This is a genomic window from Aminobacter sp. J44, from assembly GCF_007829415.1.
Lineage (GTDB): Bacteria > Pseudomonadota > Alphaproteobacteria > Rhizobiales > Rhizobiaceae > Aerobium.
On the sequence record NZ_VLJG01000048.1, the window covers coordinates 1 to 16,493 of the forward strand.

Consider the following 16,493-nt stretch of genomic DNA (forward strand, 5'->3'; position numbering starts at 1 on the left):
AAGCGTCTCCCCGGTGCAGCCGATCTTCGAAGCGATCGAATTGATAGCTTCCCATTCCGAAGCATACTCGCCCCGGTGCTCCAGAACCATTCGAACCGCGCGCTCGCGCACTTCAGGTGAATAGGTATTGCCGTTCCGTTTCGTCATGATGGCTCCTTAATCTCAAGAGGGGGAGCCTCCGGCAATCCCGGCGCGGTTCAGTGCATGTCACTCATACTCAGCCTTCTGGATCCGCTCCAGTTCAGGCAACGGGATATGACACGCGATCCGACGAGTACCTGTTTGCTGCTCAGGTGGCGCTTCTTGATTGCACACTCCATCGATTCGGCGGGAACAGGCTGTGTGAAAGGGGCAGCCACGTTGCGCGATTGGGGCTACAAGTCCCACGCTACTATCAACCCGAAACAAATCGGTACGCTTGGGCTTCTGTCCTTCAAGTCTACGGGCCGCCCAAATGAGCGTTTCAGTATAAGGGTGGTACGGGGCAGTGAACAGCTGCGACGCGGGACCGTTTTCGCAGACCCACCCCCGGTAAAGCACAACGACGTCGTCGGCCAGATAACGCACAAACGGCAGTTCGTGTGTTACGAGTAGCTGCGCGGCACCAGAAGCACGACTCTGCTCCATTAGATACCTCGCCACGCGAACTTTCATAGAAACGTCCAAAGCAGAAAAGGCCTCATCCAGAACTAGGATATCTGGGTTAGGTGCAGTCGCTCGAGCAAGTGCAAGGCGCTGGCGCTCGCCTCCGCTAAGAGCCGTTATCCGCTTTGGAAGAAGGTCGGTCCTCAAGCCGACAGGTGACAAGAGTTCTCTCAGTTCCTGTTGTGAGGGCATCCGCCGCTCGTAGAGTTGAAAGGGACGCGCCAGTAACGTCAGAGCTCGTTTGCCCGGATGAAGTGATCCCGCAACGTTTTGGAACACAATCTGCAGCCGACGACAGATCTCTAACGGATATCGACGGAATCTACCAAGCTCTTGGCCTCCCAGCTTAATCGAACCCGTACTTGGGCGAAGCAATCCAACGATAAGCCGCGCTAGCGTCGATTTTCCCGATCCACTCTCCCCGATTAGTGCTGTAATCGACCCGCTTCTAACGTTGATCCGAACATCGTCCAACGCTCGCGACGCAACATTGCCTCTTGCCGCTAGAGTCTGAGAATAGGAGAAAGACAGATCGGACACCGTGAGAACATTGTCGCCCGCCTGCCTCGACTTCTTGGGGTGTAAAGCATTCGTCTCCTCGCGCGGGTTGAGCCCCTCAAGAAGCGCAACAGCTCTTACGCAGCGTGAACTCCTTTGTTCACCCAGCGTCAGGGTGCCATCATAAGCGCTGCACTCTGCTAACGCTAAATCGCATCTTGAACGAAAGGCACAGCCCTCCGTTGGAAGGGCGGCCTCCTGCCAAGGCGCGTCGATCAACGGCCTATCGCCGTCCATCCGCGGCACCGCGCTCAATAACATCTGTGTATATCGATGAGCGGGTTTCTGTAGGATTTGGGATGTAGGTCCCATCTCAACAACCCGCCCCGCATACATCACCGCTACTTTATCAGCGACATCAGCGACGGCTGCGAGATTATGAGAGATGATAAGTATAGAAAGATCTCTGTTGTTCTTAAGTTCCTGCAACAATTCGAGAACTGCGCTCTCGGTGCGAGCGTCCAACCCGGTAGTTGGCTCGTCGAGAATTATGAGCTTTGGGTCGCAAGCCAGAGCCATTGCAATACAAACACGTTGCTGCATGCCGCCGCTAAGCTCGTGGGGCAATGACTCAAAGATTGCCTCGGCATTCGGCAACCGAACTTCATTTAACAGCTCGATCGCACGTATCTTGGCTTCAGCCGTAGTCATACCTAGATGCAACCGCAGGCTTTCGCACAACTGTTTGCCAATACGCATGATCGGATTCAGTGCGGCCATTGGATCCTGGGCGACATGCGCAATTAGGTTCCCATAGATAGATCTAGGCGCATTTAGGAGATCCGTTTCCCCACAAAAGCGAATGCTACCAGAGACCACTTCCAGATTTCGAGCCAGATAGTTCAATACCGCCAAAGCGACTGTAGATTTCCCAGATCCTGATTCTCCAATAATGCCAATCGCTTCATTGGAACGGATCGTCAGGTTTACATCCTTCGCGAGTGGGCGAGCCCCAGGTGTCCCCTTGATGGAGATCGAGAGGTCGCGGATCTCGAGCACTGGGGTATCTTGAGGCACACGATCACCCATTATAATTACCTTTCAAGGCAGCATCGATACCGTCGCCTACCAAGTGTAGCGAGGCCACCAACGTCGAAATAAAGAGGATCGGGAAGAAGGCAGTCCAAGGGGCCTGAAGCATTTGAGGTCGCGCTTCAAAGATCAGCGAGCCCCAATCTGCCGCGGGCGGTTGAACACCCAAGCCGAGGTAGTTCAGAGAAGCCCCCAGTAGGATTGCGTAGCCCAAGCGAATACAGACTTCAACAATTATTGGGCCCAAGCAGAGAGGAAGTATTTCCTTCAACATTATATAGGTGTCCCGTTCACCTCGAGCCCGAGCAGCATCGATAAACACTGCATCCCGCAGAGCTAGAGCCGCGCCACGTACCACACGCGTAGTACGCGGGCTGTACACTAATCCAACAGCGAGAATAAGAGTTGAGAGATCGGGACCCGCTACTATGAGGATAAGAAGACCTAGCAGCACCGTCGGAAAGGACATGAGTACGTCCATGACCCGCATCAGCAGCTGATCTATCCAGCCTCCATAATAAGCAGCCGCCAGACCTACTGGAAGACCAATTAGAAGACACACAATCACTGCGCCGAAACCAAACGCCAACGTTATCTGGCCTCCAAAAAGCGTTCGAGCCAGAACATCGCGCCCGTACCGATCGGTCCCAAACCAGTGTGCCCAGCTTGGCGGTTTGAGGATATCCGAAAAGCTCATCGCCTCAGGCGAATAGGGCGTTATAAAGTCGGCAGTTGCCGCTAATACAAGATGGCACGTTAGAACTAACAGGGCCGTGAAAAGAATACGGTCACGTAACACGACACTAGCGGCAACCGTTAGTGGACCTGCAGCCAACCCTTTACTTTCGGTCAAGATATAAGCTCCGATCGCTTTACTCATGCTGTCATCGTCCGCAGGCGGGGATTCATCAGCCCGACAAGAATGTCCCCCAGCAAATTGCCGAAGACATAGAAGCTAGCGATTACGACAGCCGTTGCTTGGATAAGCGGCCAATCACGCTCAGAAACCGCGAATAGCATCAATCGACCAATGCCTGGAAAGACAAATATTTCTTCAACGACAACGATACCCCCGAATATCCAACCTAGATTCATGCAGAGGACAGTAATTGTCGGGACAAGAGCATTGGGAAGCACGTGCCGCACAAGAACCTTCCGCTCAGGGATTCCCTTGAGGCGCGCGGTCCGCACGAATTCCAGCTCCAAGGTGTCGATGATCGACGTCCTGGCGATCCGAGCGACATAGGCCATTAGGATAAGTGACAGGGAAAGTGCGGGAAGAGCTAGATGTGAGAGCGCTGGAAGGACGCCGTACCCAAAGCCCTCGTATCCCGAAGGAGGAAAAAGTCGTAGCAGACCGCCTCCAAATAAGAACACAAGCACGGTTCCTGTAACAAATTCCGGCAGTGAAGCCATAATCACAGATGTGGCCGTCAAAACGCGGTCCAAGCTGGTGCGTGCGCTTAAGGCCATTACTAAACCCATCAACAGACCACCGACGATGATGATCACCATCCCGACGAGCGTCAGTACGAGCGAGTTCCACAAGCGCTCAGCCAGAATGGGAGCAATCGGGCGCTGCATGCGCAAAGAGTCACCGAAGTCCCCGATCGCAGCGTTGCCCAGCCATGACAACAATCGAAGCGGAGCCGGACGATCCAATCCCAATTGTTTCGACAGGGACGCCACTGCCTCGGGAGTGGCGTCCATGCCAAGGATCATATGTGCCACGCTTCCTGGAAGCAGCTCCGTAACTGCGAAAACCAACACGGACACGGCAACCAAGACCGCCACGGAATAAATAAGGCGAGCTAAAAAAAAGCGTAGCATAGACTATCCAGGAGTTTACTTCTTAAGCCAGATTTCTTCGGCGGGGAAACTTATTCCAGGATCAGCAGAGTATTCTCTGACATAATCACGAAACGCGGTAATGTTATTTCTGAAAAACGTTATGACAGCGGGGCCATCCTCGGAGATTATTTTCTGAGCTTTGTGCAGCATTTCCCTGCGCTTATCGGTGTCCAGCTCGCCTTGCGCACCCAACAACAAATCATCAACTTCCGGGTTTGAGTAATAAAAATCGTTAAGGGAGCCTCCTTTATCCCTCGAAACAAAGAATGGAAGGATGCTTGTATCAGTGGTGGGTCGCGCGAACCAATTGTTTACGTATAGCGACTGCTTTTCCCAAATCGTGTTCAGAAAAACGTCCCACGTTACATTCTGAATATCAAGATCAAAGCCAGCCTCCCGTGACATCTCACGGGCCATTAGTGCGACGGGCAGCATACCTACGCGAGCGTCGCTAGTGTACAGGGTCGCCTTCAGGCCATCAGCATACCCTGCTTCAGCAAGTAATTTCTTGGCTGTCTCGATATCACGCTTAGGGGCGACTATGTCGGCATTGAAAAACGGATTGCTTGGGGGAAGGCTTTGGTCATTTGCGACGACGCCATGTCCACCCAAAACGGCATTGACGATCGCATCTCTGTCCAGAGTAAGCTTCAGCGCCTTCCGAACTAGTGGATTGTCGAACGGAGGCTTGTCCGAGCGCATGACGATCGGTACGAATGTACCAGTCGGAACCTCTTCAACAACGACACCATTAGCATCAGCAAGAAGGTCTACCTGATCGGGCCTAACCTGCATAATGATGTCAGTCTGCCCATCCTTTAGTGCATTAATTTCTGCGGTGGAATCCGGGTATACCGTGAACTGAATGCGGTCTACGCGCGGCTTACCTGCCTTAAAGTAGTTTGGGTTTTTTTCGGCGATTATCTTTTCACCAACCACAAACTCTTTCAGGACGAAGGGACCTGTTCCATCCTCTTCTGTATTGAGGTTCACGGCCACGTCCTTCGGGACAATTCTGGCATAAGGTAGCGCGAGGTTGGACGGAAAGTCCGCTATCGGCTGACCGAGAGTAAATTTTACCAAGTGTGTATCAAGGGCCTCAACGGCAGTAATTGGTCCCAGGGCCCCCCGACCACGGGAGTTTGTAGCAGGGTCAATGACTCTCGAAATCGACGCAACGACGTCCTCTGCAGTCAGGTCTCTACCGGAGTGAAACTTCACCCCCTGACGAAGGACAAAAATCCATTCGCGCCCCTCGTTCTCTGCAGTCCAGCTTTCCGCAAGGTCAGGATGAACGCGAAACTCCTTATCCACTGCAGTTAGGTTGTTGTAGAACAGGGAGGTGACAATCCACTCCTCCACCGACCCGGTGATAGGCGGGTCAAGCAATCGCGGCGAGCCAGCTACGCTCACTCTCAAAGTTCCGCCTTCGTAAACCTCTTCCGCGGAGCACACAGTGACTACCCCCGCCGCACCAAAAGTAACTACCACGCCAGCCAAAAACGCCCTGCGCGTGCTGGAGAAAATTCCCATAACCACCTCCCGACTAGGATGCTGCGTATATTTGATACGATATACAATCCACAAGTTCAAGCAAGTTTCTTCTGCATCTCGCTGAAACTGATCATATTCGCGCTCATTCGTTCCGCAATGTCAAATACCTACTAGACGACCGCGTCACATCCGGATAATATCAAATATATGATTTGTAGGCGATCCCTCGTCGGGGGGGGGGCGCCGCTTGAACGCGCGTTATGATTGAAAGCGGATATATGTTGACTGGCGACCTAAAATACCTTCGCGCCCCATTTGTTGCGAATGTTACACCGGGAATGAAGGTACTGGTGATTTCCGATTTTGCTCACGATCCTCGTGTATGGCAGGCGATCATGAGTGTCCTCACAGAATTGGGTGCTGACGCATCTCTCGCGATTTTCGACCCGCGGCCAGCAGATTATTACGATCCGCCCAAACCTGTCTGTGATGCAATGATGAATGTCGATTTAAATGTCCTTGTTGCCACAACAGGCATGCTTCACGCACCAGCAAGCATGGCAGCGCAAAAGGCTGGCATCCCAGTCATCTGCATGGATGGCGGAATGACCCTTGAGATGTTCCAATCGGGCGCAGTCACTGAAGATCAGCGAGAAATGGCGGTTCGTCACCATTATGTTGGAACAAATATCGTCGGCGTGGACGCCAAGATATGCCGCGTCACCTCAAAATATGGGACGGACCTCACCTATTCGGTAGAAGGCCGTATCTTTCCTCCGAGCCTTCCTGACGAGAATTTTGTTCCATACAAGGTCAACCATCTTTCGAAGACGAGCAGGCGCAAATCCTCCTTATTCCGTTTTCTATACCCAAACGGCGAGTTAAATATTTGCCCCGTTGAATTCTCTGCGAACGGCAAGCTCGTATTCGACCTGTGCATACATAAAATCGGCAGGATTTATGATCCCATAGAACTTACTATAGAGAGGGGTAGGATCATTAATATTGATGGCGGTGCGGAAGCTCACCTTCTGCGCACCTACCTTGAGCAACATGCAGACGACAACGGTTATATCTGCCCGGCAGAAGCGTCAATTGGAATAAATTCAAAAGCGCTGATACGCGGGGTGCAGCGCGAGGACAAGAATATACTCGGCTCAATGCATTTCGGGCTTGGAACGAATGTCGATGTGGGGGGGGAGATCATGTCAAACATTCACATGGATGGCGTCATATTGCAGCCCACTCTTTACGTCGATGGCGAGAAGCGGATCGAGGACGGTAAGTTTTTAAGGCCGGTGGACCGTCCGCTGAATGTCTAGGGCCGATTGGCAATTGTAGTCGGCCGCAGTGAATATTCTTCAAGCTTAGGAACATGCCAATGCCAACAGAATCCTTAGCACCAGTAACCTACATAAATCCCCCATCGGATCTGGAACCCCACCACGCCATGCTAGATCGTGAGCTGCCTGGTTTCAGGGCTGGGCTTGGTCGATCTTGGGGTAACTTCATTGCTGGTCGCCAGGATCAGGACGGAACGGCCTATATCTCCCGGAGCCCGATCAATACGGAGATCGTTTTAGGTACGTTTATTGAGCCCTCGACTGCGGCGATTACGCGGGCTGTGGCGGCTGCCCGGGGAGCGTCCGAGATATGGGGCAAAATGCCTTGGCAAGAGCGCCTTAAGCGACTCGCGGAAGTCAGGGAAATGCTCAATGGGCGGAAGTACGAACTCGCGATGGCCGTGATGCATGAAACCGGAAAAACGCGAGTAGAAGCGCTAGCGGAAACCGAAGAAGCCGTTGCTTTGCTAGATTACTATTGTGATCAGATGCAACGTCACGAAGGATTTGTAGAACCCTCAAATAGCGCGATGCCGGGTGAGACATCTCAGACATTTCTCCGCCCCTTCGGCACTTTTGGCATCATCTGCCCCTTCAATTACCCTGTTGCACTGCCAGTCGGTATGATTGCGCCCGCATTGGCCGCAGGGAATACCGTCGTGGCAAAATGGAGCCCCGCAGCAGGCTTGACCGGATCTATGCTCGCCGAGATTTTTTCGGCGGATCCCCTTCCCGCCGGGACGTTCAACTCACTCTGCGGGACATCGTCCGGACCCAGACTTGTTGAAGAACCAGGGGTGGATGGAATCGCATTCACGGGATCTCATTCCACCGGCATGGCAATTTTGCGAAAGATCGCCAGTGGTCCATTTATGCGCCCCGTCTTAGCAGAAATGGGAGGTAAAAACCCTACCTATGTGGCTCAGAGCGCAGATCCTTTGATCGCTGCGGAAGGTATCGCAAAGTCAGCATTCAATTTTCAAGGCCAAAAATGTACGGCGACGTCGGTCGCGTTTGTTCATGAAAGCCACTACGACACCTTTGTTACTGAGGTACTAAGGCGCGTTGAAGCGTTGAAATTTGGAGACTCCATCGATCGATCAGTGACCAATGGTCCGCTGATTAATGAAGTCGCCGTGAGACGCTTTGAAGAAGCAGCGGCGCACGCTGCGGAAGTAGGTACTTTACTTTGTGGTGGGACACGCATCCAAGGTGAGCTGTCTGCTGGTCACTTCGTCCGTCCAGCCGTCGTGACGAACCTACCAGAAGATGATTTACTCTTCAAAACTGAATTGTTTGCGCCCCTACTCATCGTGGCGCCCTTTATTTCCCTAAGCGAGGCAATCGACAGGGGAAACTCAGTGAACATGGGCCTGGCAGCGGGTTTCTTCGGAAACGACGAGGCCGAGCTTGTTGAATTTCTCAACCGCGCCCAAGCTGGTGTCCTCTACGCCAATCGTCGCAATGGAGCGACTAACGGTGCATGGCCAGGAATTCAAAGCTTCGCCGGGTGGAAAGGCTCTGGTTTAACCGGCAAGGGGGCGCTTGGCCCTCATTACTTGCCGCAATTCATGCGAGAGCAGAGCAGGACCATCTCTGGCTTCAATTGACGCGCGTGCCTTGGTCCAGTCCTAAAGAACCAGAGTGTTGATGCAATATGAGTCAAGAACTTGAATATGAGCTTGCCGAACAGGCGCTCAAATTTGCGCACAACCCACCCGAACCATTGTTGGCGCTGGCTGCTCGACATATCACTGACTTCATCGGCGTTTTTCTTGCCGGCGCTGAAGTTGAGGAGATGCGAGGGTACCTGCAGGCACTTCAAGTCGACGCTGGACTACGCGGTAGTGTGGAGGGGTTCACACTCAAGTGCGCTCTCTCTAGCAGCGCCAAAGCCTCATTTCTTGGCGCTGCTGCGCACATGCATGACTTCGATGACGACGAGCCCGCAGTGGCTGTAGGCCATCCGACGGTTGCTGTAGCAGCGGCAGCATTTAGCACAGCCGATCCTGACGCTGACACGAGAATGGTGCTTGCCAGTTATTTGGCAGGGATTGAAGTCATAAATCGACTTGGTCTTTGCGTTAATCCAGATCACTACAACCGCGGGTGGCACGCGACAGCTACCTTAGGTGCTTTTGGCAGCGCGGCAACTAGCGCGATATTGAGGGGAGCGGATGCGGGCCAGCTTGCAAATGCTCTCCGCTTCGCGGCTTCTTTCAGTTCTGGCTTGAAAGCTTCATTTGGAAGCACCGCAAAGCCAATACAAGTCGGTCACGCTGCTGCCAGTGGTGTACGTGCCGCAGCTATCGCAACCTCAGGCGTGCAAGCGTCACCCGGTATACTTTTCGGGAAAACAGGCTGGGTAGATATTCAAGGGGCCATTAACAAAGTTGTTGACGCTGTGGCGGGCTTTGGTTCCCCTCATGCCTTTGAAGAGCCAGGACTTAATATCAAGCTTTACCCTTGTTGCTCCAGTAGCCACACCGCGATTGATGGCATCATTGATATCATTAGCGCCCAGAAAATCGATGTGGATGATATTGCTTCAATCGACGCTTGGATTGGCCCAGACATCCCAGGCATTTTGATTTATGATTTTCCAACAACAGGCCTCGAAGGGAAGTTTAGTCTCCGCTATCCAATAGCGATTGCGGCATTGAATGGACGGATCACCCTTTCTGATTTTGAATCAGATAAAGTTAAGGCACCCAAGGTCGTAGAGCTTATGAAGCGGATACGGGTGCATATCGATCCTACCCTCCCTCGAGCTCCGGCTGGGGTGACACACTGCTCTCGCATCAAAGTAACGACCGTTGAAGGAGCGGTGAGCGAACGCTTCACCCTTCAGCCAAGAGGAAGTTCACTTCTTCCCCTATCAACCGAAGAGCTTTTCGAAAAGTTCGCCTTGTGCGCGGAAGGAGTTCTTAACAGCGGCGCGAAAGAAGCATTCGACAAACTAATGGCGATGCCAAACAAGTCTCAACTTATAGGCGTATTGGAAGCGACTAGGTTGCATCGATGACACAACGGTCCGTGCAGGGAGCAATTGGCGAGTTTGTCCAATCTGCGTCGGCAGATTGGCTTGCGCCTGCTCGATCCGCTGCGGCACTATCCATATGCGACACATTAGCTGTCGCCTTTGCAGCTCATAATACTCCTATCGTCCAAAAGGTCAGGCAGTTCGCCTCGACTGAAGCTACGGGATCCAAGGTGGTGCCTCTTTGGGGAGTGGGCGACGGAGCGCTTCCAGAGTTGGCCGCTCTATTTAATGGCGTGGCGGCTCACGCTTTGGACTTCGATGATGTCGCTACCGCTTGGCGAGGGCACCCTAGCGCCGTCCTGTTACCCGCGCTCGCCGCTGTGTCCTCCATCGCGGATGATGCAACCGGCTTGTTGGACGCCTACATTGTCGGCTACGAAGTTGGAGCAGCGCTGGGCCGCGCGATCATCAAGCACCACTATGGCATAGGCTGGCACTCCACCTCGACAATCGGAGTCATCGCTGCAACTGCCGCCTGTTGTCGTCTACTGAACTACAATCCCTCTATGACAGCTAACGCAATCGGCCTCGCAGTCGCACAGGCCGGAGGCCTGCAAGCAAATTTCGGCACTGACGCGAAGGCCTTGCAAGCAGGCTTCGCTTCGGCCGCCGCTGTCCGGGCAACCTTGCTTGCCCGCGTGGGCGTCACCTCTGGTGGTAGCGTCATGGAGGGGCCTGCAGGCTTCGAGTCACTTTACGGCGGAAGCTTGGGACGCTTGAACGCGGAGATCGACAGCTTAGGCAAGGCAGGGCCAGTGCTGGTCGGCGGCACAGAAATAAAGGTGTTCCCAACCTGTTATGCCACACATCGAGCGCTTGCAGCAGCTTCGAAGCTTCGATCAGGTCACTCTTTCACTTTAGAAGAAATAACTTCTATCAAAATTACAGGGACACCAGGAAGCCATACCCCCCTAAGAAATGCGCCACCTCTCTCGCCAGATGAAGCCAAATTTCATATCGCCACCTGCGTTGGTTTGATCCTCACAAAGGGTTCAATTAGTCTCAACGACTTTGCGGATGGTCGATTTGCTTCAGCTCCGGTGAAGCATCTCGCTTCTTTAGCCAACGTTGAAGAGTGCGACTTCGGAAGACCGGGACGCATCGCTCGTGTCTCCATCTCTCTAGGGGAGCGGACGATCGCGGCCGAAGTTGAACAGCTTCCGAGGGTAGACTGGACAGATGCGACGTGGATTCAAAAACTCTGCAACTGCCTGGCGGTCACATCCAAGTCTCAAAAAGATCGCTGCGTGACTCTCGCTTTGAATTTCGTCGGCGCAGGCTTTGAGCGCTGTGTTCACATGGGATTTGGTTTGCCGAATTAACATTTTTACTCGACGAGCCGATGAAATACTTGCGACACACCTAATACTTGTCGCTTCAGGGAGATAAACTGATGAATATGAGCGTATTGGAAAGATGCCGTGCGTTTGAAGCAAGCGGTATGCGGTCTCCGCTGAATCCCATTGTCCTCGAACGTGCGCAAGGCGCATACCTGTTTGACAATGAAGGTCGGCGTTATCTCGATCTAAGTGGTCTTTTCGCCGTCGCCAGCGTGGGGCACAACCACCCGGCGGTCGTGGACGCTGTAATTCAGCAGGCGCGCGACTTGATGCATTGCCCTTCCGCTAATCCCTCTCGTGTGCGAGCAGAGTTCTATGAGGCGGTGGCGTCCATTGCGCCGAAAGAACTAAATCGGATTTTGCCAGCGATCACCGGAGCAATGGCTAACGAGACTGCTATCCGTATCGCAAAAACACGTCGACCGCAGGGTGAGGTGATCACTTTTTCAGGCAGCTACTTTGGTCGGTCACCGGGGATAGTTGGTCTTGCTGGCAAGGCAAATTATCGCGAATCCCTGGGTATTCAAGCGGCTGGTCAGTTCCTTCCTTATCCTGCTACAGGAGAGACGGGATTCCGCTCCAGCAACAATGTTATTGAGACACTTAATTCCCTTGCAGGGCCAGCCGGTGGAATCGGCGAGATCGCTGCAGTAATTGTGGAGCCCGTTCAAGGCAACGGAGGCGTAGTTATTCCGCCTTCCGATTTTTTGCCCCGGCTTAGAGCGTTCTGCGACCAGACGGGCGCTCTTCTTATAATTGATGAGATCCAATCGGGTTGCGGCCGCTCGGGAAAGATGTGGGCATCTCAACACTTCAACGTAGTGCCGGACCTGATGACGATCGGAAAGGGGATTGGTGGAGGAATGGCGGTTGCTGCTATCGTAGGGAAGTCAGAATACATGACCTCTTGGCGACCTGATAGCTACAGTTCCACGTTTCTCACCAACAATGTGAACTTGGCCGCTGCTGTAGCCGCGATCCGGGTCATGCAGAATGAGGACCTTGCGGCACGTTCTGAACGTCTGGGCGCGAAGGCCCTAAAGAAGCTTCAACAGCACCTACAGAATCTTCCAAGCGTCGAGGAAGTTCGCGGTATCGGTCTATGGGTAGCGATTGACTTCGGGCTTTCCTCTGAAGGTGCGCGCATTGCGTCGTTGGTGCTTCAAGGGCTGCAACAAAAGGGAATAATCGCGGGGGGCGGAGGCTACGCCGGACAAGTAGTCAAGATCGCCCCTCCTCTCACGATCGAGGAGGCGGACTTGGAAGAGGGACTAGACACGATGATCAGCGTCGTACGCGATATCATCTGCGCCCCTCAACAAGAATACGCCTAAGAACTGGACCTCCGACTTCGAAGAAGCACATGATGGATACTTCCAAGGGTATAGTGCAACCGTCGCTGGCTGCACGCGCGTTTCGCGCGGGCAAATTTCGCCTCGGTGCAAGCTTCCGTTTCGGTCGGGCCAGAGGGGCCTTTTGCCATTCTGGATGGTGCCAGCAATGTAAAGTCGCGCTGAAGGACGGGAGTGTGGGCCTTGCCTGCCAGATCTCGGCGGATGATTTGGCACAACTGCGCCCCGATCCCCGGTGGAAGGGTGCAGTGTCATACGCGGCGCGGTTTATGCGTCCTTGGTTCCACGAAAAGGTGATCTTACGTCCGGCAGCTTTGCAGCAGTGGTTTCTGGGGTTCATCCGCCACGCATCCCGTGCCCTCCCCCTGAGCGCGCCGACTGGACGCGCGTCCTCACACGGCACGATCATTTGCGACGTCTTAGTTGTAGGGGCGGGAATAGCCGGCACCGCTGCGCTCGAAGCGCTACAAGAGCGTGGCGTCGATGCGGTAATTGTGGACGAAAGCGAACTGACCTTCCTGGACCATCGGCATAAGTTTGGAAATACAACCGTCCTCGGCATTTACCGGCGTGGAAATAATGGGGAATATTTCGCGCTTTGCGCAAAGCCGACCGGCACACTCGAAGTATTGTTTAATCGACTTGTTCTAGCAACTGGAACTTACGATCGCTTACTACCATTTCCGGGAAATGATATTCCAGGCATAATTGGCCTGCATGCATTTCGTAAGTTGTCAATGAGGGGGTTGCTCGCCAAAAATAAGACTTATGCGATCTACACATCCGAAGCGACTGCGCATGAAGCAAAAGAAATTGCGTCGGCAGCTGGTGTGCGATTCCTGTATGCTGCGGGATCGTCTAACCTACCAGATGATCTAGCTGACAATTGCCTAAAGGGAGTGCAGATCACTCGAGCGACAGGGAGAAGTCGACTACAAAAGCTCTGGTTTAGCAATGGCCGTAGAGCAAGATGCGACGTGCTGGTAGTTGGATACCAACAGCCCCGATATGAGCTCCAACTGCAGTCCGGCCAACAGTTAACTTGGCGCGGATCTGGATCTGCCATCGAACCCGCCGGAGAAGCTAATTTCCCAGTTTTGGTGGTCGGTGCCGCAGCGGGGGTAACCGAGAATATTGCAGAAGTAACACGATCTGATGTGCTTGCTTGGCTTTTGGACGGCCGAACTCCGAGACGCTATGCCTTCGAGCCACTCCCTGGTTGCGAAAACATGGATGATCAGACGATTATCTGTCCGTGCGAAGATGTCACTGTAGGCGACATCCGCCAAGCGCTCCGTGACGGATTCGGTGGCATCGAACATCTTAAACGTCGAACGGGGGCGGCTACAGGCCCCTGCCAGGGCAAATTGTGCCATTGCCTATTACTACAATGTCTCGCTGAGGGGGGGTATCCACCTGCCCTCCCGACGATGCGGCCTCTAATCCGCCCTACATCACTAGCCTCCTTTGCAGGAGGGATTGAAAATGACAAGTGATCAGTATGATGTTGCCATTGTCGGAGGGGGTCTCGCGGGGCTGGCACTAGCATATGAGTTATCCAAACGTCGCCGGCGCAAAATTGTCATCATAGAACGGAAGCATGTTGGCGCGGGGGGAACGAGTAGGAATATTGGGCGTGTACGCACATCCCAATTCTCAGAGCCACTCGCTCGTTATGCCAAGAGAGCCTTCGCCAAGCACGCACAGCTTTCGACAGAACTATCTTCGAATACACTGTTTTGGACTCCTGGATATGCACTTGTCTTCTATGATGAGGACGAGGTTGAAACCATCGATGGCATCCGCAAGATGCTTCATGCGATGGGACAAAAAACCGAGTACTATACGGGCCGAAAGGTGGTCGAACGACTGCCAATTTTAGACGGGGGTGCGCAGCCCGTTGCCACGTTGATTCGACCGGATGCTTGCATTCATCATGATTCTCTACAAAACGCTTATAAGCGACGAGTCCTAGCATATGGCGTAGAAATCGTTGAGAATACTGAAGTTGAAGCTGTGGAGAGCCAAAACGGCGCAGTTCAAGGGGTTGTAACCCAAGATCGGAGCTATAGATCCCCGATAGTTGTCAATGCTGCGGGCGGATGGTCCGGCGACGTCTCCCGTTTGGCGGGAATACAGGTCCCAAATACTCCAGTAAGACGCGAGGCGATCGTTACCGAGTCGTGCCAGCCCTATATGGACACGATGATAACATTTTACCGGCCCATTGAGGGATGGTTTCATCAAACATTGAGAGGCGAGACTGTAATTGGGGTGACAGATCCAAATGAACCGTTGGGTATGAACACTTCTGCATCCCCCCTCCACCTTCGCCGCGCTGCGGAACAGATACTCAGTAAGGCTCCTAAGTTGTCGGCATTGCGAGTTGTGCGTCAATGGGCGGGTGTGTATGACATGACACCCGATCGAAAGCCTATGCTGGGCTTTGCGTCGCAGCTGAAAGGGTTCGTACAATTCAACGGAGACAATGGTCGTGGCATAGCCCTGATACCATATACCGCGGAATTGCTTGCTGAATGGATAGATACTGATAGGCGGCCGGAGGCACTCACTGAATTTGACGCAAATCGTTATGTAGGAAAAGAGGATACGCCGGTAGTTCTTGGCGATTATTACGCCGCTTACCGTCGAAGCAGTTAGAGTTGGGGGCTTAATTTGGACACGCTAAACAAAGCACCCGCGACGAAAAGCGGTTTCGTGTATGATCGACTGCGCGCCGACATACTGTCCGGCGCGCTTCAGCCTGATCAAAGGCTTCGCCTTGCGGAACTTGCAGCGAAGTTCGGCATAAGTCAAATGCCAGTTCGTGAAGCACTACGCATGCTTCAGCGTGATGGCTTAATACTGATGGAAGATCACAGGGGGGCAACCGTTGCCAATGTTTCATGGAGGCGCGCCTTTGAGTTTGTGGATGTGCGTACCTACCTAGAAGTCTACGCCGCAGTGCAAGCTCTTCCATACCACACCGACAATACAATAACCCACATGCGAGATCTCTTGAATCGCATGAATGACCCAGGTGCCCTTCGTGACGCCGCCTATTACAGTAAGTTAAATCGTGAATTTCACACAATACTGTATGATCCTTGCCCAAACACGGTTCTCAAGCAGCAGATAGAGGAGTTGTGGAACAAGGTCTGGAACGTTCGACGCCTGTCCATTTTCAGCGTTGATAGAGAGAGATCACAAGGCGCTCAAGTGGAGCACCAAGCGATTGTTGAGGCAATACAGTTTCGAGACAGAGGTATGCTGGAAGAAGCGATGCATCGGCATCGTAATCAAACGCTTAGTACTTGGATGAAAATAGTGGAAGAATCTGAATCCAACGTAGCCTAAGAACCTGAACTTCCTAAAGAGGCATCTCCGGCTCTGACGTGCGCAACAAGATGCTGGAGGCGGCCGAGAACGCTTCCTCCGCGCAACCAAAGCTCCGCACTCCATCGAGCGTCTCTCGCACGATGGTTCGGCTCACACCGTGAAAGAGGCGAGGCTGTTTGCCCAGGCGCTTAATCCGACTAACCTGCTCCCCGTTTTGTCCGCGCCCATAAGTTAGAGCGGTTTTCGATCATTCCGGGTCATATCCGCACGAGCTGAAGTAGTTTGCGCATTCGTCGGGCTGGAAGATATCGACGAGTCTGCCGATCAGGTCCCAGAGGCCGCTGACGGTTCGCTCACCGATCTTTCGGAGCATGGCCTTGAGGCGCGAGAAGGCCTTCTCGATAGGATTGAAGTCCGGGCTGTATGGCGGGAGGAAGCGCAGGGTTGCACCGGCGGCTTCAATCCTGTCCTTCACGGCGGCCCGCTTGTGGCTGGA

At 53.4% G+C, this 16,493-nt stretch carries 13 protein-coding genes and 1 pseudogene; 8 read left to right on the forward strand and 6 right to left on the reverse strand.

The window, feature by feature from the left end; all coding sequences use genetic code 11:
* The 5 genes and pseudogenes from L610_RS15710 to L610_RS15730 all read right to left on the reverse strand — a co-directional run.
* Positions 1–147, reverse strand: a pseudogene (locus L610_RS15710) (IS3 family transposase); the annotation flags it as partial.
* 60 nt (positions 148–207) lie between these two features.
* Positions 208–2,232, reverse strand: a complete 2,025-nt coding sequence (locus L610_RS15715; RefSeq protein ID WP_144706217.1) for an ABC transporter ATP-binding protein — start codon at positions 2,230–2,232, stop codon at positions 208–210.
* On the reverse strand, positions 2,225–3,115 hold the full coding sequence (locus tag L610_RS15720) for an ABC transporter permease (protein ID WP_144706219.1): 891 nt from the start codon (positions 3,113–3,115) through the stop codon (positions 2,225–2,227). Before L610_RS15720 ends, L610_RS15715 begins: the two co-directional genes overlap by 8 nt.
* Positions 3,112–4,065 carry an ABC transporter permease gene (locus L610_RS15725; protein ID WP_144706221.1) on the reverse strand — a complete coding sequence of 318 codons (954 nt, stop codon included), beginning with the start codon at positions 4,063–4,065 and terminating at the stop codon, positions 3,112–3,114. Before L610_RS15725 ends, L610_RS15720 begins: the two co-directional genes overlap by 4 nt.
* Before the next feature lie 15 nt (positions 4,066–4,080).
* On the reverse strand, positions 4,081–5,619 hold the full coding sequence (locus L610_RS15730) for an ABC transporter substrate-binding protein (protein ID WP_144706223.1): 1,539 nt from the start codon (positions 5,617–5,619) through the stop codon (positions 4,081–4,083).
* A gap of 239 nt (positions 5,620–5,858) precedes the next feature.
* Here L610_RS15730 and L610_RS15735 point away from each other — a divergent pair, with 239 nt between their 5' ends.
* The 8 genes from L610_RS15735 to L610_RS15770 all read left to right on the forward strand — a co-directional run bounded on the left by L610_RS15735 (position 5,859) and on the right by L610_RS15770 (position 16,015).
* Positions 5,859–6,902 carry an aminopeptidase gene (locus L610_RS15735; RefSeq protein ID WP_144706225.1) on the forward strand — a complete coding sequence of 348 codons (1,044 nt, stop codon included), beginning with the start codon at positions 5,859–5,861 and terminating at the stop codon, positions 6,900–6,902.
* Between the two features lie 128 nt (positions 6,903–7,030).
* Positions 7,031–8,533, forward strand: coding sequence for an aldehyde dehydrogenase family protein (locus L610_RS15740; RefSeq protein ID WP_210246023.1), 1,503 nt, complete (start codon positions 7,031–7,033; stop codon positions 8,531–8,533).
* Positions 8,534–8,580: 47 nt separating this feature from the next.
* Complete coding sequence (locus tag L610_RS15745) at positions 8,581–9,948, forward strand: MmgE/PrpD family protein (RefSeq protein ID WP_144706229.1); 1,368 nt, start codon at positions 8,581–8,583, stop codon at positions 9,946–9,948.
* Complete coding sequence (locus L610_RS15750) at positions 9,945–11,288, forward strand: MmgE/PrpD family protein (RefSeq protein WP_144706231.1); 1,344 nt, start codon at positions 9,945–9,947, stop codon at positions 11,286–11,288. The genes L610_RS15745 and L610_RS15750 overlap by 4 nt, the downstream gene beginning before the upstream one ends.
* Positions 11,289–11,359: 71 nt before the next feature.
* On the forward strand, positions 11,360–12,640 hold the full coding sequence (locus L610_RS15755; protein WP_144706233.1) for an aspartate aminotransferase family protein: 1,281 nt from the start codon (positions 11,360–11,362) through the stop codon (positions 12,638–12,640).
* Positions 12,641–12,669: 29 nt separating this feature from the next.
* On the forward strand, positions 12,670–14,154 hold the full coding sequence (locus L610_RS15760) for a (2Fe-2S)-binding protein (RefSeq protein WP_144706235.1): 1,485 nt from the start codon (positions 12,670–12,672) through the stop codon (positions 14,152–14,154).
* The gene (locus tag L610_RS15765; RefSeq protein ID WP_144706237.1) at positions 14,144–15,319 is read left to right on the forward strand and encodes an FAD-binding oxidoreductase; all 1,176 of its coding nucleotides are present in this window, start codon (positions 14,144–14,146) and stop codon (positions 15,317–15,319) included. The genes L610_RS15760 and L610_RS15765 overlap by 11 nt, the downstream gene beginning before the upstream one ends.
* A gap of 57 nt (positions 15,320–15,376) precedes the next feature.
* Positions 15,377–16,015 carry a GntR family transcriptional regulator gene (locus tag L610_RS15770; RefSeq protein ID WP_186441531.1) on the forward strand — a complete coding sequence of 213 codons (639 nt, stop codon included), beginning with the start codon at positions 15,377–15,379 and terminating at the stop codon, positions 16,013–16,015.
* 229 nt (positions 16,016–16,244) lie between these two features.
* Here the strand turns inward: L610_RS15770 and L610_RS15775 are convergent.
* The coding region (locus L610_RS15775) for a transposase (RefSeq protein ID WP_186441533.1) at positions 16,245–16,493 on the reverse strand (249 nt) is incomplete at its 5' end.